Annotated in this window: 19 protein-coding genes and 1 tRNA gene; 14 read left to right on the top strand and 6 right to left on the bottom strand. The window is 68.0% G+C overall.

Annotated elements, in window-relative coordinates:
• The first annotated feature begins 66 nt into the window (after positions 1 to 66).
• Positions 67 to 1,317, top strand: a complete 1,251-nt coding sequence (locus G6R31_RS00345) for an aminotransferase class V-fold PLP-dependent enzyme (RefSeq protein ID WP_017870930.1) — start codon at positions 67 to 69, stop codon at positions 1,315 to 1,317.
• Positions 1,318 to 1,510: 193 nt separating this feature from the next.
• On the opposite strand, the gene G6R31_RS00340 is transcribed toward G6R31_RS00345, so the two are convergent.
• Positions 1,511 to 2,764, bottom strand: a complete 1,254-nt coding sequence (locus G6R31_RS00340) for an aminopeptidase (protein ID WP_025567121.1) — start codon at positions 2,762 to 2,764, stop codon at positions 1,511 to 1,513.
• 99 nt (positions 2,765 to 2,863) lie between these two features.
• Between G6R31_RS00340 and G6R31_RS00335 the strand changes: the two genes are divergently transcribed.
• Positions 2,864 to 2,940 (top strand) — tRNA-Pro (locus tag G6R31_RS00335).
• Between the two features lie 270 nt (positions 2,941 to 3,210).
• Positions 3,211 to 4,974 (top strand): GAF domain-containing sensor histidine kinase, encoded by a 1,764-nt coding sequence (locus G6R31_RS00330; protein WP_225983315.1) that lies wholly within the window; start codon positions 3,211 to 3,213, stop codon positions 4,972 to 4,974.
• A gap of 218 nt (positions 4,975 to 5,192) precedes the next feature.
• On the opposite strand, the gene coaBC is transcribed toward G6R31_RS00330, so the two are convergent.
• The gene (gene coaBC / locus G6R31_RS00325; RefSeq protein ID WP_017870927.1) at positions 5,193 to 6,452 is read right to left on the bottom strand and encodes a bifunctional phosphopantothenoylcysteine decarboxylase/phosphopantothenate--cysteine ligase CoaBC; all 1,260 of its coding nucleotides are present in this window, start codon (positions 6,450 to 6,452) and stop codon (positions 5,193 to 5,195) included.
• Between the two features lie 180 nt (positions 6,453 to 6,632).
• On the opposite strand from coaBC, the gene G6R31_RS17000 reads away from it, so the two are divergent.
• Together G6R31_RS17000 and G6R31_RS00320 are read left to right on the top strand one after the other, a co-directional pair.
• Positions 6,633 to 6,758, top strand: a complete 126-nt coding sequence (locus tag G6R31_RS17000; protein WP_264149119.1) for a hypothetical protein — start codon at positions 6,633 to 6,635, stop codon at positions 6,756 to 6,758.
• Positions 6,759 to 6,769: 11 nt separating this feature from the next.
• A complete protein-coding gene (locus G6R31_RS00320; protein WP_017870926.1) occupies positions 6,770 to 7,456 on the top strand; it encodes a hypothetical protein in 687 nt (228 codons plus the stop codon).
• Here G6R31_RS00320 and G6R31_RS00315 read toward each other — a convergent pair.
• The gene (locus G6R31_RS00315) at positions 7,453 to 7,611 is read right to left on the bottom strand and encodes a hypothetical protein (RefSeq protein WP_017870925.1); all 159 of its coding nucleotides are present in this window, start codon (positions 7,609 to 7,611) and stop codon (positions 7,453 to 7,455) included. The genes G6R31_RS00320 and G6R31_RS00315 overlap by 4 nt on opposite strands.
• A gap of 117 nt (positions 7,612 to 7,728) precedes the next feature.
• On the opposite strand from G6R31_RS00315, the gene G6R31_RS00310 reads away from it, so the two are divergent.
• On the top strand, positions 7,729 to 8,619 hold the full coding sequence (locus G6R31_RS00310) for an acyltransferase (RefSeq protein WP_017870924.1): 891 nt from the start codon (positions 7,729 to 7,731) through the stop codon (positions 8,617 to 8,619).
• A 59-nt stretch (positions 8,620 to 8,678) separates the two neighbouring features.
• Here the strand turns inward: G6R31_RS00310 and G6R31_RS00305 are convergent, their stop codons facing one another.
• A complete protein-coding gene (locus G6R31_RS00305; RefSeq protein WP_152423678.1) occupies positions 8,679 to 9,215 on the bottom strand; it encodes a hypothetical protein in 537 nt (178 codons plus the stop codon).
• Between the two features lie 120 nt (positions 9,216 to 9,335).
• Here G6R31_RS00305 and G6R31_RS00300 point away from each other — a divergent pair, with 120 nt between their 5' ends.
• Positions 9,336 to 9,950 (top strand): DinB family protein, encoded by a 615-nt coding sequence (locus G6R31_RS00300; protein WP_025567125.1) that lies wholly within the window; start codon positions 9,336 to 9,338, stop codon positions 9,948 to 9,950.
• Between the two features lie 69 nt (positions 9,951 to 10,019).
• Here G6R31_RS00300 and ftsH read toward each other — a convergent pair whose 3' ends face one another.
• Together ftsH and purU are read right to left on the bottom strand one after the other, a co-directional pair.
• On the bottom strand, positions 10,020 to 11,876 hold the full coding sequence (ftsH, locus tag G6R31_RS00295; protein ID WP_164993949.1) for an ATP-dependent zinc metalloprotease FtsH: 1,857 nt from the start codon (positions 11,874 to 11,876) through the stop codon (positions 10,020 to 10,022).
• 95 nt (positions 11,877 to 11,971) lie between these two features.
• On the bottom strand, positions 11,972 to 12,850 hold the full coding sequence (gene purU, locus G6R31_RS00290; protein WP_017871886.1) for a formyltetrahydrofolate deformylase: 879 nt from the start codon (positions 12,848 to 12,850) through the stop codon (positions 11,972 to 11,974).
• 76 nt (positions 12,851 to 12,926) lie between these two features.
• Between purU and G6R31_RS00285 the strand changes: the two genes are divergently transcribed.
• The 7 genes from G6R31_RS00285 (at position 12,927) to yidD (ending at position 19,940) form a co-directional block, all read left to right on the top strand.
• A complete protein-coding gene (locus G6R31_RS00285) occupies positions 12,927 to 14,012 on the top strand; it encodes an aminopeptidase (protein ID WP_017871885.1) in 1,086 nt (361 codons plus the stop codon).
• Between the two features lie 36 nt (positions 14,013 to 14,048).
• The gene (gene clpS / locus G6R31_RS00280; protein WP_017871884.1) at positions 14,049 to 14,375 is read left to right on the top strand and encodes an ATP-dependent Clp protease adapter ClpS; all 327 of its coding nucleotides are present in this window, start codon (positions 14,049 to 14,051) and stop codon (positions 14,373 to 14,375) included.
• Positions 14,375 to 15,295 carry a restriction endonuclease gene (locus G6R31_RS00275; RefSeq protein ID WP_017871883.1) on the top strand — a complete coding sequence of 307 codons (921 nt, stop codon included), beginning with the start codon at positions 14,375 to 14,377 and terminating at the stop codon, positions 15,293 to 15,295. The genes clpS and G6R31_RS00275 overlap by 1 nt, the downstream gene beginning before the upstream one ends.
• Before the next feature lie 23 nt (positions 15,296 to 15,318).
• On the top strand, positions 15,319 to 16,284 hold the full coding sequence (locus G6R31_RS00270) for an NAD-dependent epimerase/dehydratase family protein (RefSeq protein ID WP_017871882.1): 966 nt from the start codon (positions 15,319 to 15,321) through the stop codon (positions 16,282 to 16,284).
• Positions 16,285 to 16,559: 275 nt separating this feature from the next.
• Positions 16,560 to 18,779: an AAA family ATPase gene (locus G6R31_RS00265; RefSeq protein ID WP_025567832.1), complete on the top strand. Its 2,220-nt coding sequence runs from the start codon at positions 16,560 to 16,562 to the stop codon at positions 18,777 to 18,779.
• A gap of 150 nt (positions 18,780 to 18,929) precedes the next feature.
• Positions 18,930 to 19,388 carry a hypothetical protein gene (locus G6R31_RS00260; protein ID WP_225983314.1) on the top strand — a complete coding sequence of 153 codons (459 nt, stop codon included), beginning with the start codon at positions 18,930 to 18,932 and terminating at the stop codon, positions 19,386 to 19,388.
• Between the two features lie 243 nt (positions 19,389 to 19,631).
• Complete coding sequence (gene yidD, locus G6R31_RS00255) at positions 19,632 to 19,940, top strand: membrane protein insertion efficiency factor YidD (RefSeq protein ID WP_017871880.1); 309 nt, start codon at positions 19,632 to 19,634, stop codon at positions 19,938 to 19,940.
• Positions 19,941 to 19,972: the final 32 nt, after the last annotated feature.

The following is a 19,972-nucleotide window of genomic DNA, read 5'->3' as shown; positions in this document are numbered from 1 at the left end:
CCGGCGGCCACAGGAAAGTTAAGCAGGGCAGGCCTCGCCGCCTCCGGCCCGGCATAGGGTGAAGACATGAACGACCCGCTTTCGACGCCCGATGCCGCCTGGAGCTACGACACCGCCGCAGTACAGACCGGCATTTCGCGGGGCCTGGGCGAGACCATCGGCTTTCCCATCCACGCGGCGGCGGCCTTTCAGTTCGAGACGCTGGAGCAGGCGCAGGACGAGTTTCAGCACAATCAGGGCCTGAGTTACGCCCGGATTCAGAACCCCACCGTCCGGGCGCTGGAGGAGCGCATCACCGCTCTGGAAGGCGGGGCGGCCACGGTCGCACTCGCCAGCGGGCAGGCGGCCAGCCTCACCGCCCTGCTCAGCGTGTGCCGCGCCGGGGACCACGTGGTGTCGAGCGCCAGCCTGTTCGGGGGCAGCACCGGCATGCTGACCAACATCCTGCCGCTGATGGGCATCACGGCGACGCTGGTGGAAGGTGGCCCGGAGGAGATTGGCGCCGCCATGCAGGACAACACCCGGCTGGTGTGGGCCGAGATGATTTCCAACCCTTCGGGCGCGGTGGCCGACCTCGCCGCGCTGGCCGGGGTCGCCCACGAGCGCGGCGCTCTGCTCGCCATCGACAACACCTGCGGCGGAGCAGGCTACCTGTGTCGCCCGCTGGACCACGGCGCCGACATCGTGAGCCAGTCGCTCACCAAGTGGGCGGGGGGGCACGGCAGCGTCATGGGCGGCAGCGTGACCGTGGGCAAGCGGCACGACCTGAGCCGCAACCCGATTTTTGCCGGGGGCGAACCCAGCCTGCTCGCGCAGCGCGGCCCGGACGCCCTCGCCTGGCGGCAACGGTGGTTCGGGGCGCACCAACTCGGGATGACCTTGGCTCCCCACAGCGCCTTTCTCATCGCGCAGGGGCTGGAAACGCTGGCGCTGCGGCTTCAGCGCGAGTCGGACTCGGCGCTGGCCCTGGCCCGCTGGCTGGAGCAGCACCCCCGCGTGGGGGGCGTGAGCTACGCGGGCCTGCCCGGGCACCCGAGCTTCCCGCTGGTGCAGAAGTACCTGCCGCGTGGGGCGGGCGCGGTGCTGACCTTCGACGTGGACGACCCGTCGCGCTTTCTCTCGCGGCTGCGGGTGCTGCGGATCGCCCCCAACCTCGGCGACGTGCGCACCCTGGTCGTTCACCCCTGGACCACCACCCACGGACGGGTGCCCGAAGCGGCCCGGCTCGCGGCGGGGGTCCGGCCCGGCACCATTCGCATGAGCGTGGGCGTGGAAGACGTGGCCGACCTTCAGGCCGACATCGAGCAGGCGCTTTAGAGCATTTGACAAAAAGACGCAACGTCTTTTTGGCGAGCGGAGCGAGTGCAAAACACTGAGCAGGGCGGAGAATGGAGTGATGCGGGGTGCCGTTCCGCGCATCACGTAATTCGGAGAACTGCTCTAGAGCTGATAGCAGATAGCCCCTGCGCCTTAGCCATCCGCCATCAACCATCTGCCATTCGCCCTCCGCTCAAATCACGAATTCGCCCGCCCGCATCACCGGCTCGCGGTTGCCGTCCCTGGTGATGCCGTCCACGTCGATCTGGTCACTGCCGATCATCCAGTCCACGTGGGTCAGGCTGTCGTTGCCTCCTTTCGCGGCAAATTCCTCGGCGGTCATGTCCACGCCGCCCACCACGTTGAAGCGGTAGGCGCTGCCGATGGCGATGTGCGAAGCGGCGTTCTCGTCGTACAGGGTGTTGTAGAAAAACAGGCCCGAGCGCGAGATGGGGCTGGAGTGCGGCACCAGCGCCACTTCGCCGAGGCGGTGGCTGCCCTCGTCGGTGTCGATCATCTTGAGGAGGGCCGCCTCGCCCTGTTTCGCACTCGCCGCGGTGATGCGCCCGTCCCTGAACTCGATGCGGATGCCGTCGATCAACGTGCCCGCGTAGGACAGCGGCTTGGTGCTGACCACCACGCCGTCCACCCGCTCGCGGTGCGGAGCGGTCCAGACTTCCTCGGTGGGAATGTTGGCGGTAAACGTGATGCCGCCGGGGGTGTCCGCCGCGCCGCCGCCCCAGAGGTGGTCGTCGGCCAGGCCCACCGTCAGGTCGGTGTCGCCGCCCCGGAAGTGCAGGGCGCTGTACTGCTTTTGCGTCAGGACCTCGCGGCGGCGCTTGAGGTTAGCGAGGTGCTCCTCCCACAGCGCCACCGGGTCGGGCTGGTCGGCGCGGACGGCAGCAAAAATGGCGTCCCACTGCTGCTCCACAGCTTTCTCGGTGCCCGAATCGGGAAACATCAGCGTGGCCCAGCCGGGAATGGGCGCGCTGACCAGGTTCCAGTTCAGGCGGTTGGTCATCACCTGAAGGGAGTACGGCTTGCGGTAGGTCGCCAGCGCCCGCTGCCAGGTCGCTACGCGCTCAGGGTCCACCTTCGCCAGCAGGTTGGGGTCGGTGGCGCGAATGGCGATCACGGCGCCGCCCGCGTTCGCCGTTTCGAGCTCGGCGTCCACCCGCCACTTGCTGATTTCCTCGAAGGTGCCTTCGGGGGCGAGTTCGAAGCGGGCGAGCTGCACGTCGTCATCGTCCCAGCGCACGTCCACGAAGCCGGCGCCCGCCGCGTAGGCCTCACGCACGATCAGGCGGGCGAGCGGCGCGGCGTCCACCGGCGACTGCACCAGCACGCGCTGGCCGGGCTTGACGCCGAGGCCCACGCGCACGGCGAGGCGGGCATAGTTGTGCAGCTTCTGGTCGAAACTCAGGGTTGAAGTCATAGGCCGCAGCATACCGGGGGCCGGCAGAACGTGCGGCGACCCCTTCGTGCCTGGACCCCTGCCCCTTGACGAAAGGTGCGCCACCCCCTATGATTCTCCCCGCTGGTGTGACGAGGCGTAGCGCAGCCTGGTAGCGCACTACCTTGGGGTGGTAGGGGTCGTGAGTTCAAATCTCGCCGCCTCGACCAGCAAAGAAACTCCCTCCCTGTGAGGGGGTTTTTCTTTTTTACCCCTCCCTACGGATGCCGTTTTTTGGCCCCTCTGTGCTACGGCTGTGCTACGCGCTTTGGGGTGTCTGCTTTGCCCACTCCCTGCGGGAAATACGTAGAACTGGATTGGGCTGAGTAAGGGCCGAGGCGTCTGGGCGTCGAGAAGGGACCGACCTCGATTTCCAGGCGCCTCCCGAGTCCTTCCCCGGAGCGGGATGCCTTCCCACCCCCCGGCCTATGCTGGGGGCGATGAGTCCGACTTCCGCCACGCCGCCCGCCGCTCCTCCGCCCACGCCGCCGGAACCCGTGCTGGAGGGCAAAATGGCGCTTCAGAGCGTGCGGCTGTCGGACCGGGTGCGGCTGGTGCGCAACGTGCTGCCGCCGCTGATCGTGCTGGTGGTGGTGGTGGTCGAACTCCTGATCGCGCAGCTTCCCACCCGGGACGCCGAACTGGTGGCACACCTGCTGTTTTACGGGCTGGTCGGCCCCGCCGTGACCTTTTTCAGCGTGGAATGGATCGCCCAGGGCACCCGCGCCCGCGAACGCGCCGAGCGCGAGTTGCGCGACCTGTACGTCGAACTCAGCACGTCCAATGGTCAGCTCCGAGCGGTGCAGGAACTGATGCGCGACCTCGCCGACGCCCCCGACCTCGCGGCGGTGGTGGAGGTGGCGGCGCGGGGCGCGGTGCGCGTGACCGGCGCCACGCACGCGACCCTCAGTGTGCCCGGCGGCCTGAGCGCGACGGCGCGGGGCGAAACGCTGCTGTCCGGCCCCAGCGCCGACCTGCACCCGCTCAAGGTGCTGATTCCTGGCGGCGGCGCCATGACGCTGCATTTCCAGGCGCCCCCCACGCCGCCCACCGTGGCGCTGGTCGAAGCCCTGGCCGGGGAAATCGCCAACGGAGTCGAGGCCGCCCGGCAGCGCACGCTGGACCTGATGACGCTGTTCAGCGTGGACCAGTCCATTCGCGCCGAGCGCAACATGCGCCGCTTGCTCTCCCGCGTGACCCGCAACATGGCCGAACGTCTGCGGGCCGACGCCCGCGCCGCGTACCTGTTCGACCAGGACGGCGTGCTGCGCCTCGAATACGCCCAGGACTTTTCGGGCCGCGAGGAGGTGGGGGGCAGCCCCGCGCCCGCCTTCGCGCTGCGGGTGGCGCACTCGGGCACGCCGCTTCAGGCCGAGGGCGACGAGGCCGCCGGGGTCTTTGCTCACGCCGCCAGCGTCCTCGGCCTGCCGATGCGCGACGACCAGGGGCCGGTGGGGGTGCTGGTGCTCGGGGACGCCCGCGCCGACGCCTTCGAGGGCGCCCGGGTGCCGCTGCTGGCGTTCATGGCGGGGCAGGCGACGCTGGCGGTGCGCAACGCCCGCGCCTACCTCTACTCGGAAGAACTCGCCATCAGCGACGAGCGCGCCCGCATCGCCCGCGAGATTCACGACGGGGTGGCGCAGTCGCTCGCCTTCGCCGCCATCAAGCTTGACCTCGTGGCCCGCAAGCTCCGCACCGACCCCGAAAAGTCCGAGGACGACGTGAAGGAAGCGTCTGCCCTGCTGCGCGAACAGATTCGGGAGGTGCGGCGCTCGATTTTCGCGCTGCGCCCGGTGGACCTCGAGCGCTACGGGCTGCTCGAAACGGTGCGGCGCTACGTGGCCGACTTCGGCGAGCAGAACAGTGTGCGCACTTCCCTGGACGTAACCGGCGACATTCACCTGTCGCCCGGCGACGAGGCGGTGGTGTTCCGGATTTTGCAGGAGAGCCTCAACAACGTCGCCAAGCACGCCCGCGCCCGTGAGGTCACAGTCTCGCTCCACGGCGGCGAGCGGGTGAAGCTGCGCGTACAGGACGACGGCGTGGGCTTCGACCCCGAGGCCATCACGGGCCGCGTGAGCAGCGCCGGGGGCCTGGGCCTGGTGCAGATGCAAGAACGCCTTGAGGCACGGGGCGGCAGCTACCGCATCCTGTCGGCACCGGGGCACGGCACGGTGGTGGAGGCGGCGTTGCCGCAGCTTTAGAGCATTTGACAAAAAGACGCAACGTCTTTTTGGCGAGCGGAGCGAGTGCAAAACACTGAGCAGGGCGGAGAATGGAGTGATGCGGGGTGCCGTTCCGCGCATCACGTAATTCGGAGAACTGCTCTAGGGCAGATGGCAGAGGTCCGAAGGCAGATGGCTTTCGGTGGGGGGTGACTTGTCGACGGCGGGCATCAGGTCCATGCCGACTGAAGCTCCGTTTATTTTCCTGCGCTGGAGGAGCGGCGTCCTCTGACCTGCAGCGCCTCGTCCAGCAGCCGCCGCGCCACCTCGCGTTTGCTGACGCGCGGCCAGTCCTGATGCGAGCCGTCGGCGCGGACCAGCGTCACCTGATTGTCGTCGCCGCCGAACGCGGTGCCCTCGCGGGTGGGGTAGTTGAGCAGGATGAAGTCGGCGTTCTTGCGCCGGGCCTTGAGCGCCGCCCGCTCGACTCCGGCGTGCGTTTCCATCGCAAAGCCGACCAGCACGCGGCGCGGGTGGGCTGGCTGCTCGGCCCCCAGCCCGGCCAGAATGTCGGGGTTGGGCGTGAGATGAATGGTCACGTCGCCCGGCGTCTTGGCCTCCTTCTCGGTCTTGGGCGCGGCGGCGCGGTAGTCGGCAATCGCGGCGGTCATCACCACCATGTCGGCGCCCTGCGCGGCCTGCATGATTTGCGCCTGCATCTCCAGCGCCGTTTCGATGCGGACGGTCTGCACGCCCGCCGGGTCTTTCAGGTTCACCGGCCCTGTCACGAGCACCACGTCGGCCCCCCGCGCACGCGCTTCCTCGGCCACCGCGAAGCCCATCTTGCCGCTGCTGGGGTTGGAGATGAAGCGCACCGGGTCCAGATACTCGCGGGTCGGCCCCGCCGAGACGACCACCTTCAGCCCGGCGAGGTCCTGCGGCGTGTCCTCGCCCCTGAGCAGCTCCAGCGCCCGCGCCGCAATCTGTTCCGGCTCGCTCATGCGGCCCGTGCCCGACCCCTCGCCCGGCGTGCCGAAGGCGCCCGTTTCCGGTCCCAGAAACAGGTGCCCCCAGCCGCGCAGCCGCTCCACGTTGGCCTGCACGGCGGGGTGCAGCCACATCCGCTCGTTCATGGCGGGCACCCACAGCACTTTCCCCCCTACGCTCAGCAGCGTGGCGGCGGCGAGGGTGGCGGCATGGCCCCCGGCAGCTTCGGCCAGCAGTTCCGCCGAGGCCCCCAGCACGACCACCACACGGGCGCGGGCAAGCGCGAGGTGCTGGGCGCGGGGCTGCGGCGCGAACCACGTTTCGTCGGTGGCGACCTCACAGTTTCCGGCAGTGGCGAGGCTCAGCGGCGTGATGAACTGTTGCGCGGCGCGGGTGGCGATGACGGCGGTGTCTGCGCCCCCCTCCCGCATCCGGCGCAGGGCGGTGGGCGCTTTGACGGCGGCCATGCTGCCCCCCACGATGACGAGAATATCGGGGGTGTCGGCGGGGCCGGGAACGCGCGCGGTCATGCGGTCAGGATAGCGGCCCCCGGATGGTCAGGGCTGCACGGTCACGGGCAGGTCGAACACGCCCAGATCCAGATTTTGCCGGTCTACACTCATGTCATTCAGTTGCCCGCCTGCGTCCTGTTATGCATACGACCTTCTCTCGCCCTCAACTGACCGCGCCCCGCTCCCAGGAGACACACCATGTCTGCACCACTTCTCTTTCTCGTCGGCCTCGTTCTCGCGGGCATCCTGCTCCCCAGCGCCCCGGCCCGCCCTGCTCCCGCCCGTCCTGTCCCACCCCTGCCCGCCGTCGGCCTGAAAGTTTGAAGGAGCCTGCCATGAGCGATTTTGTCCCAACCCTCTCGCCCGTCCTTGACTTCCTCGACGACCACGGCGCCCCGAAGATTCACCCTTTGCCCGTCGCGCCCAGCGGGACACCATTCGAGGAGCGCCCTCAAGGAGTGTGGCGGGCGTGGGACGCCTTGCCTAAAACGCCCCTCATGGTCAGCGTCGGCGTGGACGGCGAGCCGGACTCGGGCGACCTGAACCTGGACGCGGCGCTCAGCGTGGCGGCGCTGCGCTCCTCTGAACGGTACTGGAGCGGTGGGGCGAACGATGTCTGGGTGACGCCCCTGCCCCTGGCCCTGCTCGGCATCGTGCAGCTTCCGCATTCCAGTGCGGGCAAGAGAACAGACCGCTCCCCCCGCCTGCCCGTGTGGGCGTCCACCGTGTTCGCCCCCGTCAGCGGGCAGCCGGGGAGGTGGGCCGCGCTGTGCATCGGACACGCCGACGAGGTGCGCGAGCTGCTCAGCTACATTCACGAGGTCGGGAAGCGCCCCGCCTGGGGGTGGACGGTGGAGCCGCTGCCCTTGCCGATGGAGCAGGCCCGCGCCCTGATTGAAGCCCAGCGCCCCATGCCGGGTCGAGATGCCCGGTGGACGCCGCCCTACCATCATGACTGGGGGGGGGCGGCCCTGGAAAAGCTCGCCGCAAGTGAGCGGGCTGCCCTTGCCGCCCAGCGTTAGCCGCAGGCACTCTCAGGGGGCGCCCTGTGTTCGGGGCGCCCCACGTAATCCCCAGTCGCCAGCGTGCCGAAGTCCAGCGCCTGCACCTGCTCCACCAGCCAGCGGGCCAGCGTGGACGGGGTGCGCTCGTGGCGTTCATAGACCCCCCCGTTCAACCGGAAGGCGGGGCAGGGAAGCGGCCCAGACCAATGCCGACGGTCTGTTCATGGGCGGAGTTTAACCCCTCTTGACAACCCCGACCGGCCTATTGCTTTAAGAGTTAAAGTACCCCCATGACCTGGCTGGTGCCCATTGCTATCGCTTCCGACGCGCAGGACGTGTTCGACCGCTTTCTGGCCGAACTCGAACGGCGACTGGCCGACCCGCAGACCGACCGCTACGTGCTGTGCCGCGAGGTGCTGGCCCAGGTGATGTACGGACGCGAGTATGCCGAGTTGCTCGCGCAGATGCCGATTGCCGCGCTGAACTGTGACGCCCGCAACGTCACCTTCGAGGCCGAGTACTACATGGCGACCGACCAGGAGAAGTTCGCCCGCGTCAAGCCGCTGCTGTGGCTGTGGAAAAACCTCGACCTCACGCCGTTCGGCCAAAACCCCGTGACGGGCATTCCGCTGCGGCGCGTCCTGGCGGGGTACATCTTTAGGAAGGTCGGCAAGAACTTCAAATGCTGGCAGAACGTGGAGTTCTCGGTGGGCTACAACATGGAAGTCGGGGACGACGTGGTGGTGCATCGGCACGTCCTGCTCGACGACATCGGCGGCATCGAACTGCACGACGGCGCCTCGGTCAGCGACTACGTCAACATCTACAGCCACACCCACTCGGTGCTCGACGGCCCCGACGTGACCCTGCGCAAGACCGTGATCGGCCGGGGCGCGCGCATCACCTACCACTCCACCGTGCTCGCGGGCAGCGTGGTGAGCGACGACGCGCTGCTGGCGACCCACGCCCTGCTGCGCAGCGACATTCCACCGCACGGCATCGCGATGGGCCTTCCGGCCAAAGTCACCCGCTTCAAGCAGCGCCCGCCGCAGGGGGCCTACGGCGTAGACGCCGCCCGCTGGGAACGCACGCCCGACCGCAAGGCGAACCCCGATTTTCCCGACCCGACGCCCAACCAGACCCGCACTCCGGACGAAGAAGTGGTGGCCGGGGAAGGTTGAATAGTCAGGAAGTGGGCGTTTGTCCGTCCGGCCCGCCCACTTTTTTCTTTGAGATTGGATTATTTGCGAAGGGTCGCGGTGCAGACCACTGTGTTGGCGGCGGACTGCTTGCAATTCGTCAGCGTGGCTGTCCAGTTTCCTGCAATGTTGAGGTTGGCGGCGGTTGTAGGAGCTGAGGCAACTTGGGCGCCAGTAGTGCTGCGAATAGGGACGTTGTCTACTCTTTCCCCAGAAATAGTGAGAACACGGAAGGTGTTTTGCGTTTTGGGCAGGTCAAAGAGGACACTCAGCTTTACTGGAACACCTCTGTAAGCATTTACGGAAGCCCCATATCGCTCAAAAGGCTTGCCACCAACGCTGATGGCAGAGGCTTTGAGATTGCCGCCATCAGGTGTAACCGTTTCAAAAGAAGAAGGCACCCAAGTCAAACCGGAATCACTTCTGACCGAATAAACAAAATCACAGCGCACGCCGTCTTTCGTTTGATAGCAGCCTGATAGCGCATAGGTGCCATTGCTCCCCTGCCATGTTTGTGCCCCGACCATCCCGCCAGCTAAAGCTAGGACAAGCGTGGTCCGCCAAAGAATTTTTGTCATGAGGTCAGACTACTCAACCGCCTGTCAGTCCTCAAAGTATTGCAACCGCTCTGTCTCCTGCGGGTGAATGTTCAGGCCACGTTCAGGTCGCTCACTGCGCCGCGTCCTAGAATTTCCATCATGACGAACCGTAAATCTTCTGGTGTGGGTGCCGCTGTCCTCGTCACGGTGGCGACCGTCGGCGCGGCGGCGGGGGCGGCGATGCTGGCCCGCAAGCGCAAGGGTGAAATCAAGGAGTTCGTGGTCGCCAACGTGCTGGAAAAACCGGCGGGCCGCTCCAGCTTCACCGACCTGGGGCAGGGGCTGGAGCGCGGCGGCACCTTCCTGACCGGGCGGGCGGAGCGGGCCGCCGACACCCCGGAAAACCGTGAGGTGCTGGCCCACATCATCGGCATCGAGCGCTGGGGCCAGAGCCGCCTTCAGGTCGCGCTCGGTCAGCGCGAGTTCGTGCGCGACGAGTACCGGGGCTACCGGCCCGCCGAGGGCGCCACGCTGCGGCAGTTGCAGGTGCTGCTCTCGCAGACCCGTGCGCGCACGGTGGACCTCGCGCGGCAATTGCACCTCAGCCCGCCGGACGACGACTTCGTGGTCGAGCACAACGGCCTGGGGCCGCTGACCGCCAAGGGCTGGCTGCGGTACCTCACCCAGCACGCCGACCTCGAAAGCCGCAAACTGAAAAGCGCGGGCGGCGCCGCCGTTCACGAGGAAGAGTCGCAGCAGGCACCGGCTTCGTAAACCGGCCAGGAGAGACGGACAGGAGAGAGGGGAGGAAGCGACATTCAGGCTTCCTCCCCTCTCTCCCGTTCAGGCCCCTTCCGGATGCAGGGTGCCTCCCTGGGGAACGGGCGCTTCTGGCCGCGCCGCGCCGGGCAGGTCGGGCAACGTGCCGCCCGCGAGGACGGTTCGCAACTCCTCTCCGCTCAGGCTTTCGCGGGCGACGAGTTCGTCGGTCAGACGGTGCAGGACGTGGGCATGCTCGCTGAGCAGCGCGTGGGCGCGGGCGTACTGGCCATTGAGGATGTCGGCCACCGCCGCGTCGATCTGCTCGGCGGTGTGGTCGCTGTAGGACGTCGGCTGTGGCCCGAAGCCCAGATAATTGCCGCTTTCCTGGGCCAGCGCCAGTTGCCCGACCTCGCTCATGCCCCATTCGGTGACCATGCGCCGGGCGAGACCAGTCGCCTGCTGAAAGTCGTTCTGGGCGCCCGTCGTCACTTCGCCGCAGGCCACGTCCTCGGCGGCGTGCCCCGCCAGTGCCACACAGATGCGGTCGAGCAACGCGGCGCGGGTGTGGTGCATCCGGTCTTCGGGCGTATACAGCGCCGAGCCGAGGCTGCGGCCACGCGGCACGACCGTCAGCTTGTGCACCTTGTCGGCGTGGGGGAGCAGCTGCGCGGCCAGCGCGTGCCCGACCTCGTGGTAGGCGGTCACCTTGCGGTCGGCTTCGCGCACCACCAGCGAGCGCCGCTCTGGTCCCATCAGCACCCGGTCCCGCGCCTCGTCCACGTCCCGCCCCGTAATCCGGCTGCGGCCTTCCCGCGCCGCCAGGAGTGCGGCCTCGTTCAGCAGGTTTTCCAGGTCGGCCCCCACCATCCCGGCGGTCCTTCGGGCAATCACGCCCAGGTCCACCGACACGTCGAGCGGTTTCTTGCGGGCGTGAATGCGCAGAATCTGTTCGCGCCCCCGCACGTCGGGGGCGTCCACCACCACCTGTCTGTCGAATCTGCCGGGACGCAGCAGCGCTGCGTCCAGCACGTCGGGGCGGTTGGTGGCCGCGAGGACAATCACGTCCTGCCCGCTGCCGAAGCCGTCCATTTCTACGAGCAGCTGGTTGAGCGTCTGTTCGCGCTCGTCGTTGCCGCCTTGCAGGTTCATGCCGCGTTTGCGGCCCACGGCGTCGATTTCGTCGATGAACACGATGCAGGGCGAGGCTTTCCTCGCCTGCTCGAACAGGTCACGGACGCGGGCGGCGCCGACGCCGACGAACATTTCCACGAAGTCGGAGCCGGAGATGGAGAAGTAGGGGACTCGGGCTTCACCGGCGACGGCTTTGGCGAGGAGGGTCTTGCCGGAGCCGGGGGGACCGACGAGGAGGACGCCGTGGGGGATGCGGGCGCCGAGGAGGTGGTATTTGTCGGGCTGGCGCAGGAAGTCGACGACTTCCTGCAGGTCCTGCTTGGCCTCGTCGCAGCCCGCGACATCGGTGAAGTTGAGCTTGATCTGGCCTTCGCTGACGACCGCCGCCTTCGACTTGGCGAAGGTGCCCGCCGCGTCGCCGTTTGCCCCGTTGCGGCTGCGAATCAGCAGGACGATCAATCCGCCGATCAGGGCCAGCGTGAGCAACATGCTCAGGGCGCCCAGAACGCTGACGCGCGGCGGCGCGACGTAGGTGACGGTGACGCCCCGCGCTTCCAGGGTGCCGAGCTTGAGCACCGGGTCGGCAGGCAGGGTACGGGCGCGGTAGGGCTGCCCGTTCGTCAGCCTGCCCGACACGAGGGCGGTGCCGCCCTGAAACGCGATGTCGGCGGTCTTGACCCGCTGCTCGCGCACGGCCTGCGTGAACTCGCTCAGGCCGAGTTCGCCCAAATTGCGCGGCGACCCCGACAGAATCAGCGCCAGCAGCAGCCCGGTGCAGGCGATCAGCGCCCAGCCCCACCACTTCATGCCGCTTCTCCTCCGCGCCCCCGTTTCATGGCGTCAGTCTACGGCGGCGCCCAAAAGCGCACTGGGGGCCGGGCAGCAAACGGGTCAGGGCCGGGTCAGAACACCACGGTCTTGTTGCCGTCCACCAGCACGCGGTCTTCGACGTGCGCCTTCACCGCGCGGGCCAGCACCTGCCGCTCCACGTCGCGCCCCAGCCGCATCAGGGTGTCGGGCGTTTCGCGGTGGGTGACGGGCACGACGTCCTGCGCGATGATCGGCCCGGCGTCGAGTTCCTCGGTCACGTAGTGGCTGGTCGCGCCGATGAGTTTCACGCCCCGGTTGAACGCCGCGCGGTAGGGGTTGGCCCCCACGAAAGCGGGCAGGAACGAGTGGTGGATGTTGATGACCGGGCGCCCGAACCCGCGCAGAAAGTCGCCGCTCAGAATCTGCATGTAGCGGGCCAGCACCGCGAAGTCGGCCCCCGCCTCGCGCAGCAGCCGGACCTGCTCGGCTTCGGCCTGCGCCTTATTGTCCTTCGTCACGGGAATGACGTGAAAGGGAATCCCGAACATCTCGGCGTCGCGGCGCAATTCCTCGTGGTTGGAGAGAATCAGCGGAATCTCGACATTCAGTTCGCCCCGGCGCTTGCGCCACAGCAGGTCCAGCAGGCAGTGGTCGTACCGGCTCACCAGCACCGCCATCTTCTTGGGTCTGGACGTGAGGTTCAGGTGCCACTCCATGCCGAAGTCCCGCGCCACCGTCTCCCCGAAGGCCCGCTCGAACGCTTCCCGGCTCTGCTCCAGGCCGCCGAGAAAAAACTCCATGCGCATGAAAAATCGCCCGCCCGAGGGGTCGGTGCTGTGCTGGTCGCTGTGGACGATGTTGGCGCCCTGGCCGTGCAAAAACTGCGAGACGGCGGCCACGATGCCTGGGCGGTCGGCACAGGAGATGGTCAGGGTCGCGGTCTGCGGAAACTGGGGAGCGGGCGCACTCATCCGGCGAAGATACCCGACGCTCGCGCCGCCGGGCCGTGAGCGGTCTGGACGGGGCCGGATGCCTTACCCTCGGCCCATGACCTCGCTGCTCGCCTACGACCCCGAACGCCACGCCGAACTGCTCGCCCACTACTGCCTGTCCGCGCAGCCGGGCGAGCGTCTGCTGGTCGCCGCCAGCACCGCCGCCGAGCCGCTGGTCGCCGCGACCAGCCGCGCCCTGCTGCGGGCTGGGGCGCGTCCCGCCGTGCGCCTGAGCTACCCCGGACAGGACGAGGACTTTGCCGCCCTGGGCGCAGACGCGATTCTCGACGAGGTGCCGCAGGCCGACCTCGACGACATGCGCGGCATGGACGGCTCACTGCGGATTCTGACGCCGGACGCCGCCCGGCCCACCGACGCGGCCCGCACCGCCCGGCTGCTGGCCGCCCGCGCGGGCCTCGCCGCGCTGCGCTCGCAGAAAAAGTGGAGCCTGACGCTGTATCCCACCCCCCACGCGGCGGCGCAGGCGGGCATGTCCCTGCCCGAGTTCGAGGACTTCGTGATGCGGGCGATGTTCCTGGACCGTCCCGACCCGGTGGCCGCCTGGGGTGAAGTGCGCCAGACGCAGGCCCGGCTCATCGAGCGCCTGACCCGCGCCGACGTGGTGCGCATCGAGGCGCCCGGCACCGACCTGACGCTGCGGGTGGGGGGCCGGACCTGGGCCAACAGCGACGGCAAGCGCAACATGCCCAGCGGCGAGGTCTTTACCGGGCCACTGGAAGACAGCGCCGAGGGGGTCGTCACCTTCACCGTGCCCGCGTCCTATCAGGGCGTGGTGGTGCGCGGCGCCCGGCTGGTCTTCCGCGCCGGGCAGGTGGTCGAGGCCAGCGCCGAGGAGGGGCAGGAGGTGCTGCTCGCCGCGCTGGACACCGACCCCGGCGCCCGGCGACTGGGCGAACTGGGCATCGGCACCAATTTCGGGATTCAGCGGGCGAGCGGCAACATCCTGTTCGACGAGAAAATCGGCGGCACCGTTCACCTCGCCCTCGGCAAGAGCTACCCCGAAACGGGCGGCCTGAACGCGAGCGCCGTCCACTGGGACCTGATCACCGACCTGCGCGGCGGCGGGCGGCTGTCGCTCGACGGCGAAGTCTGGCAGGAAGGGGGGCAGTTCCGGGTCTAAACCCTGGCAGGCGGGCGGGCGCCCTATTCTCGGGCCATGACCCGCCCGCATGTTCCCTCCGGCGAGGGCCGCACCCAGACCCTGGAACGCACCGAGACGAGGCAGCCCCGGCTGTGGCGCGTGCTGCTGCTCAACGACGACTACACCCCGATGGACTTCGTGGTCATGGTGCTGGAACGGTATTTCCGCAAGGCCGAGCAGGAGGCGCAGCTCATCATGCTCGCCGTGCACCACAAGGGGCAGGGCGTGGCGGGCGTCTACACCCGTGACGTGGCCGAAACGAAGGTCGCGCAGGTCACCGCGCACGCCCGGCAGGAAGGCCACCCGCTGCGGGTGGTGGCCGAACCGGAAGGGGAAGGATAGTGGCGGTTCCCGACTTTCAAGCGTTTATGCGCCCGATTCTGGAGAAGATAGACGACGGCAACCCTCACCGCCTTTCGGAGCTTTACCAACGCTTGGCCGCATTTTTCGCCCTGACTCCGGAGGACCTCGAAGAACTGCTTCCGAGTGGCAAGCAGGCCAAATATCACAACCGTATTCTCTGGGCCAAGTTTCACCTTGACCGGGCAGGGCTGCTCACGACACCGGCCCGGGGCGTTTTACAAATCACGGAGTTGGGCCGAGACTTTTTGAGGCGTTATCCACAGCATATCGGGATGCGTGAATTGCAGACCGTTCCGGCCTATGCCGAATTTATCCGGAGAAACCGTACGCCTGCCCAGGCGGAACCTACGCCCGGGGCGCTTTCCGCCGAGTTGTCTGTCGGCTTGGCGCCCGCTGAGCAGATAGACGCCCTTTACGCCGAACTCAATACCAGTCTGGCCGAGGAACTGCTCACTCAGGTCAGTGCGCTGTCGCCCGCACAGTTCGAGCGGCTGGTGGTCGAAGTGCTGGTGGCGATGGGCTACGGCGGCAGCGTGCGCGACGCCGGGCAAGCTCTGGGACGCAGCGGCGACAACGGAATTGACGGGCTGATTAAGCAGGATCCGCTGGGCCTGGACCGCATCTACTTGCAGGCCAAACGCTGGCAGAACACGGTCCACAGCCCGGAAATCCGCACCTTTTCGGGAAGTCTGACCTATCACAAGGCCGCCAAGGGCGTGTTTATCACCACGTCCACCTTCAGCGAGGGTGCCCGGGCGACTGCTGGACAAATCGGCAACATCATTTTGCTCGACGGTCACGCACTGTCCAGGCTGATGATTGAGTACGGGGTGGGCGTGCTGACCCGCGAGACGTATCAGATTCGCCGGGTGGACCTTGAATATTTCGAGGAACTTTGACCTCGCCCGCTTAAACTGCGGGCATGTTACTGGTCACGGGTGCGGCTGGACATCTGGGCAACGTTTTTATCCGGCATCTGCTGGAACGCGGGGAGCAGGGCGAACAGGGCATTCGTGCCATGATTTTACCCGGAGAGGACCGCTCGCCGCTCGCCGGGCTGGACGTGGACATCGTGGAGGCCGACATCACCCGGCCAGAGATGCTGCCTGCCGCCTTTGGGGGCGTGACGCAGGTCGTGCATCTGGCCTCGCTGGTCAGCATCGGGGACGCGCAGGGTAAGCGGGTGGAGCACGTCAACGTCGGCGGCACCCGCAACATTCTCGACGCCTGCCGCGCGGCGGGGGTGCGGCGGCTGCTGTACGTGGGCAGTGTCCACGCTTTCCTCGCGTCCGGGCGGTCCCTGGACGAGTCGGCGCCACTGGCCCTGAACGCGGCTTCGGCCTACGAGCGCACCAAGGCCGCCGCGACCCGGATGGTGGTGGTCGCGCCCAGCGGGGTGTTCGGCCCCTTCGATTTCAAACGCAGCGAGGTGGGCACCAGCATCCGCAACTGGGTGGCCCGGCCCTTTACCGTGATGCTGCCGGGCGGCTACGACTTCGTGGACGTGCGCGACGTGGCCGAGGGGCTGCGGCTGGCGCTGGAAAAGGGCAGGCGCGGCGAGGTCTACCTGCTGAGCAACGACTGGATTGAAATGGGCGGCATGGCGCGGGAAGTGATGAACCGGGTGCATGGCCGCAGCCGGATGCTGACCCTGCCGCTGTCCGTGTCACGCAAACTGGCCCAGGTCACCCTGCGCGACAGCCAGCGCCGGGGCGTGCGTCCGGTGCTGACCCCCTACGCCCTGGAAACCATGCAGGCCACCTACCGCGTGGACTGGAGCAAAGCCCGGCAGGAACTGGGATTCAAGCCGCGTCCACTGCGCCAGACCATCCACGACACGGTGAAGTGGTGGCAGGACAACTGGGACGCCGGGGGCCAGAGACGCTAGAGCAGTTCTCCGAATTACGTGATGCGCGGAACAGCGCCCCGCATCACTCCATTCTCTCCTGCGGAGCTTTGCAAGTCCGCCCTGCTCAGTGTTTTGCACTCGCTCTCTGCGAGCTGTCCCAGTCCGCTCGCCAAAAAGACGTTGCGTCTTTTTGTCAAATGCTCTAGGCGGCGCGGGCCACCGGAGCGGTTCATAATGACCGTTCCCCGGGGCAGGCGAGGAGAGCGGCTGCCCCGGCGCCCGCCCCCGTTTCCGAAGATTCCGAGGAGTTGCCCGTGATTTCCGACCCCCTGCAAGTGTCCATCCAGCACGCCGCCGACCTCGCGCAGGCGGCGGGGCACGAGTACGTGACCCAGGAGCACCTGCTGCTCGCGCTGCTCGACGACCCCGACACCAAAGAGGCCCTGACCGCGCTGGGGGCCGACCTGGACGCCCTGCGCGAGGCCCTGACCGAGGCGCTGGCCGACCTCGACATCCTCGACGACCCCGACCCCGATTTCACCCTGGGCGTGCACCGGGTCGTGCAGGGCGCGGTGCTTCAGCTGCACGCGAGCGGCAAGGGCCACGAACAGGCCACCGGAGTGCGGGTGCTGGCCGAACTGCTCGACGAGGACGACTCGCCCGCCCGCGCCGCGCTGGAGCGTCAGGGCGTGACCCGGCTCGACCTGCTGAACTACCTCTCGCACGGGGTGGCGAAGGTGCCGGGCAAGACCCGCGAGCGCCGCGTGGCCGGGGTGGACGGCGAAGCGGCGGCGGAAGGCGAGGCCACCGAGGAAAACCCGCTGGACGCCTACGCCCAGAACCTCACCGAGCAGGCGCGGCAGGGCGCCTTCGACCCGGTGATCGGCCGGGCGTCCGAACTCGAACGGGTCGTCCACATCCTCGCCCGGCGCGGCAAGAACAACCCGGTGCTGGTGGGCGAACCCGGCGTGGGCAAGACCGCGCTGGCCGAGGGGCTGGCGCAGCGGGTGGTGGGCGGTCAGGTGCCCGCCTTCCTGAAGGGGGCCGACGTGTACGCGCTCGACCTCGGCGCCCTGCTCGCGGGCACGCGCTACCGGGGCGACTTCGAGGCGCGGCTCAAGGCGGTACTGGCGGCACTGGCGGGCAAAAACGCCGTGCTGTTCATCGACGAGCTGCACACCATCGTCGGCGCCGGGGCCACCGAGGGCGGCAGCGTGGACGCCGCGAACCTGCTCAAACCGGCGCTGGCGCGGGGGGGGCTGCGGGTGCTGGGGGCCACCACCCCCGCCGAACTGCGGCAGCTCGAAAAGGACCGGGCGCTGTGGCGGCGCTTTCAGACGGTGGACGTGCCCGAACCCAGCGAAACCGACGCGGTGCAGATTTTGCAGGGCCTGGCCCCCCGCTACGCCGCGCATCACGGCGTGACCTATGCCCCGGACGCGCTAGAAGCCGCCGTGCGCCTCTCGGCCCGGCACCTGCGTGACCGCTTCCTGCCCGACAAGGCGATTGACGTGCTGGACGAAGCGGGGGCGGCCCGCTCCAGCAGCGGCAAAGGCGGCGAAATCGGCGTGGCCGACATCGAAAGTACCGTCGCCCGCATGGCCCGCGTGCCGGTGGGGGCGGTGAAGGCCGAGGAAGTGCAGAGCCTCGCCACGCTGGAAGCCGATCTCAACCGCCGCGTGTACGGGCAGGAACCGGCAGTGAAGGCCGTGTCCTCGGCGGTCAAGCTCGCCCGCGCCGGACTGCGTGACCCCCGCAGGCCGCAGGGGGCCTTTCTGTTCGCCGGACCGACCGGGGTGGGCAAGACCGAACTCGCCCGCGCCCTGGCCGAGCGGTTGGGGGTCGAACTGATTCGCTTCGACATGTCCGAGTATCAGGAGCCGCACGCGGTCGCCCGCCTGATCGGGGCGCCTCCCGGATACGTGGGCTTCGACCAGGGCGGCCTGCTGACCGACGCGGTGGCGAGGCACCCCCACGCGGTGCTGCTGCTCGACGAAATCGAGAAGGCGCACCCGGACGTGTACAACATCTTCCTGCAACTGATGGACCACGGCACCCTGACCGACCACGCGGGCAAAAAGGTGGACGGGCGCGGCCTGCTCCTGACCTTCACCACCAACGCCGGGGCCGAGGACGCCAGCCGCCCCGCGCTGGGCTTCTCGCGTCAGGGCCGCAGCGGAGAGCAGGCCGAGGCCGTCCGGCGGACCTTTACCCCCGAGTTCCGCAACCGCCTTGACGCGGTCATCCACTTCGCGCCGCTCTCGCGCGAGGTGATGCAGAGCGTGGTGGACAAGTTCCTGCGTCAGCTCGGGGAGCAGCTGACCGAAAAGGGCGTCACCCTCACCGTGACCCCCGCCGCCCGTGCCCGGCTCGCCGAACTCGGGTACGACCCCCTGCTCGGCGCCCGCCCGCTGGCCCGCGTCATCGAGGAACGGCTCGGGCGCCCGCTGGCCGACGAACTGCTGTTCGGACGCCTGCAAGGGGGCGGCGCAGTGACGGTAGACGCGGCAGACGGGGACCTCGTCTTGCGCTGAGGGTTCCTGGCTGGGGACGCCTGCCCTGGCCCCGAAGCCCCTGCGCCGTGCCGCGCCCTGGGGGGGGGCCGATGATTAAAAGGGTTTGGAAATCGGCTCACGTTTGAAACCTGCCGCGCTCCCATGATTCGGGGTATGAAAAATGTTCTGATGCTTCTGCTGACCGCGGGCCTGCTGGCTTCCTGCGCTCCCAAGACCGAAACCACGACCACCACGACGTCCACCGACACCACCGCGACTGAGCCGGTCACCACCGAGACCACCACGGAAACCACGACCACCGAAACCACCACCGAGAGCACCGACACCTCGACCGACAGCACCATGGCCAACGACGACCAGGCCGATGTGGGCGAGGAAATGGATATGGCGGCCGGGAACGGTCTGGAAGGCACCGTGATGAACTTCGACGGCACCGCCCGCACCTTCGGCCTGAACGAGAACGACAAGAACTACACCGTAAACATCTCCGACAGCACCGAGTTTGCTGGCATCGCCACCACCGCCGACGAGTTCTTCGGCGCTGACCGTGAAGGCGCCAACATCGCCGTCGAGGGCGCCATCAACGGCGACGCCATCGACGCGACCAAAGTCACCACCTCGCAGTAAGCCGCTTCCCCGGCCCCAGCAGCTCCCACACCGGGGGCTGCTTTTTTCTCTGGCTCCGGTCAAGACGGGGCCATTTTTTCTGGCCCGTTCGCGCTGCCAACGCTTTAGAGCATTTGACAAAAAGACGCAACGTCTTTTTGGCGAGCGGAGCGAGTGCAAAACACTGAGCAGGACGGAGAATGGAGTGATGCGGGGTGCCGTTCCGCGCATCACGTAATTCGGAGAACTGCTCTAGCCTGAGTTATGTCCACAATTGACCGACTGGCCCTGCAAGGCATCCGCTTCTACCAGCGCTGGCTCTCGCCGCGCAAGGGGTTTCGCTGCGCCCACGCCGCGCTTCACGGGGGCGAAAGCTGCTCGGCGGCTATCGCCCGCATCATCCGTGAAGACGGGTTGCGGGCCGGTCAGCCGCACGTCGCCGCCCGCTTTGCCGCTTGCCGGACGGCGCATGTGGCGCTGCGTTCCGGCTCTCCCCTCGCCTTCGGCACCCGTACCCAGGTGCAGGGGATGTGCTGCTGCGGGCCGATTCCGATTCCCTTCCGCTGCGGCTGATACGTATTCCGATTAAATTGTGTAGACTGAAG

Source organism: Deinococcus wulumuqiensis R12 (assembly GCF_011067105.1).
GTDB classification, from domain to species: Bacteria; Deinococcota; Deinococci; order Deinococcales; family Deinococcaceae; genus Deinococcus; species Deinococcus wulumuqiensis.
Note: the sequence above shows the minus strand (reverse complement) of the source record. Positions and strands in the feature narration are given on the sequence as shown.

Excerpts from the sequence above, each read along its gene's own strand:
- coaBC (WP_017870927.1), bottom strand. The coding sequence starts at position 6,452 with ATGACCGCGCGCGTTCCCGGCCCCGCCGACACCCCCGATATTCTCGTC.
- G6R31_RS00310 (WP_017870924.1), top strand. The coding sequence starts at position 7,729 with ATGACCTGGCTGGTGCCCATTGCTATCGCTTCCGACGCGCAGGACGTG.
- G6R31_RS00305 (WP_152423678.1), bottom strand. The coding sequence starts at position 9,215 with ATGACAAAAATTCTTTGGCGGACCACGCTTGTCCTAGCTTTAGCTGGC.
- ftsH (WP_164993949.1), bottom strand. The coding sequence starts at position 11,876 with ATGAAGTGGTGGGGCTGGGCGCTGATCGCCTGCACCGGGCTGCTGCTG.
- clpS (WP_017871884.1), top strand. The coding sequence starts at position 14,049 with ATGACCCGCCCGCATGTTCCCTCCGGCGAGGGCCGCACCCAGACCCTG.
- purU (WP_017871886.1), bottom strand. The coding sequence starts at position 12,850 with ATGAGTGCGCCCGCTCCCCAGTTTCCGCAGACCGCGACCCTGACCATC.
- G6R31_RS00285 (WP_017871885.1), top strand. The coding sequence starts at position 12,927 with ATGACCTCGCTGCTCGCCTACGACCCCGAACGCCACGCCGAACTGCTC.
- G6R31_RS00300 (WP_025567125.1), top strand. The coding sequence starts at position 9,336 with ATGACGAACCGTAAATCTTCTGGTGTGGGTGCCGCTGTCCTCGTCACG.
- G6R31_RS00320 (WP_017870926.1), top strand. The coding sequence starts at position 6,770 with ATGAGCGATTTTGTCCCAACCCTCTCGCCCGTCCTTGACTTCCTCGAC.
- yidD (WP_017871880.1), top strand. The coding sequence starts at position 19,632 with ATGTCCACAATTGACCGACTGGCCCTGCAAGGCATCCGCTTCTACCAG.
- G6R31_RS00345 (WP_017870930.1), top strand. The coding sequence starts at position 67 with ATGAACGACCCGCTTTCGACGCCCGATGCCGCCTGGAGCTACGACACC.
- G6R31_RS00330 (WP_225983315.1), top strand. The coding sequence starts at position 3,211 with ATGAGTCCGACTTCCGCCACGCCGCCCGCCGCTCCTCCGCCCACGCCG.
- G6R31_RS00260 (WP_225983314.1), top strand. The coding sequence starts at position 18,930 with ATGCTTCTGCTGACCGCGGGCCTGCTGGCTTCCTGCGCTCCCAAGACC.
- G6R31_RS00270 (WP_017871882.1), top strand. The coding sequence starts at position 15,319 with ATGTTACTGGTCACGGGTGCGGCTGGACATCTGGGCAACGTTTTTATC.
- G6R31_RS00340 (WP_025567121.1), bottom strand. The coding sequence starts at position 2,764 with ATGCTGCGGCCTATGACTTCAACCCTGAGTTTCGACCAGAAGCTGCAC.
- G6R31_RS17000 (WP_264149119.1), top strand. The coding sequence starts at position 6,633 with ATGTCTGCACCACTTCTCTTTCTCGTCGGCCTCGTTCTCGCGGGCATC.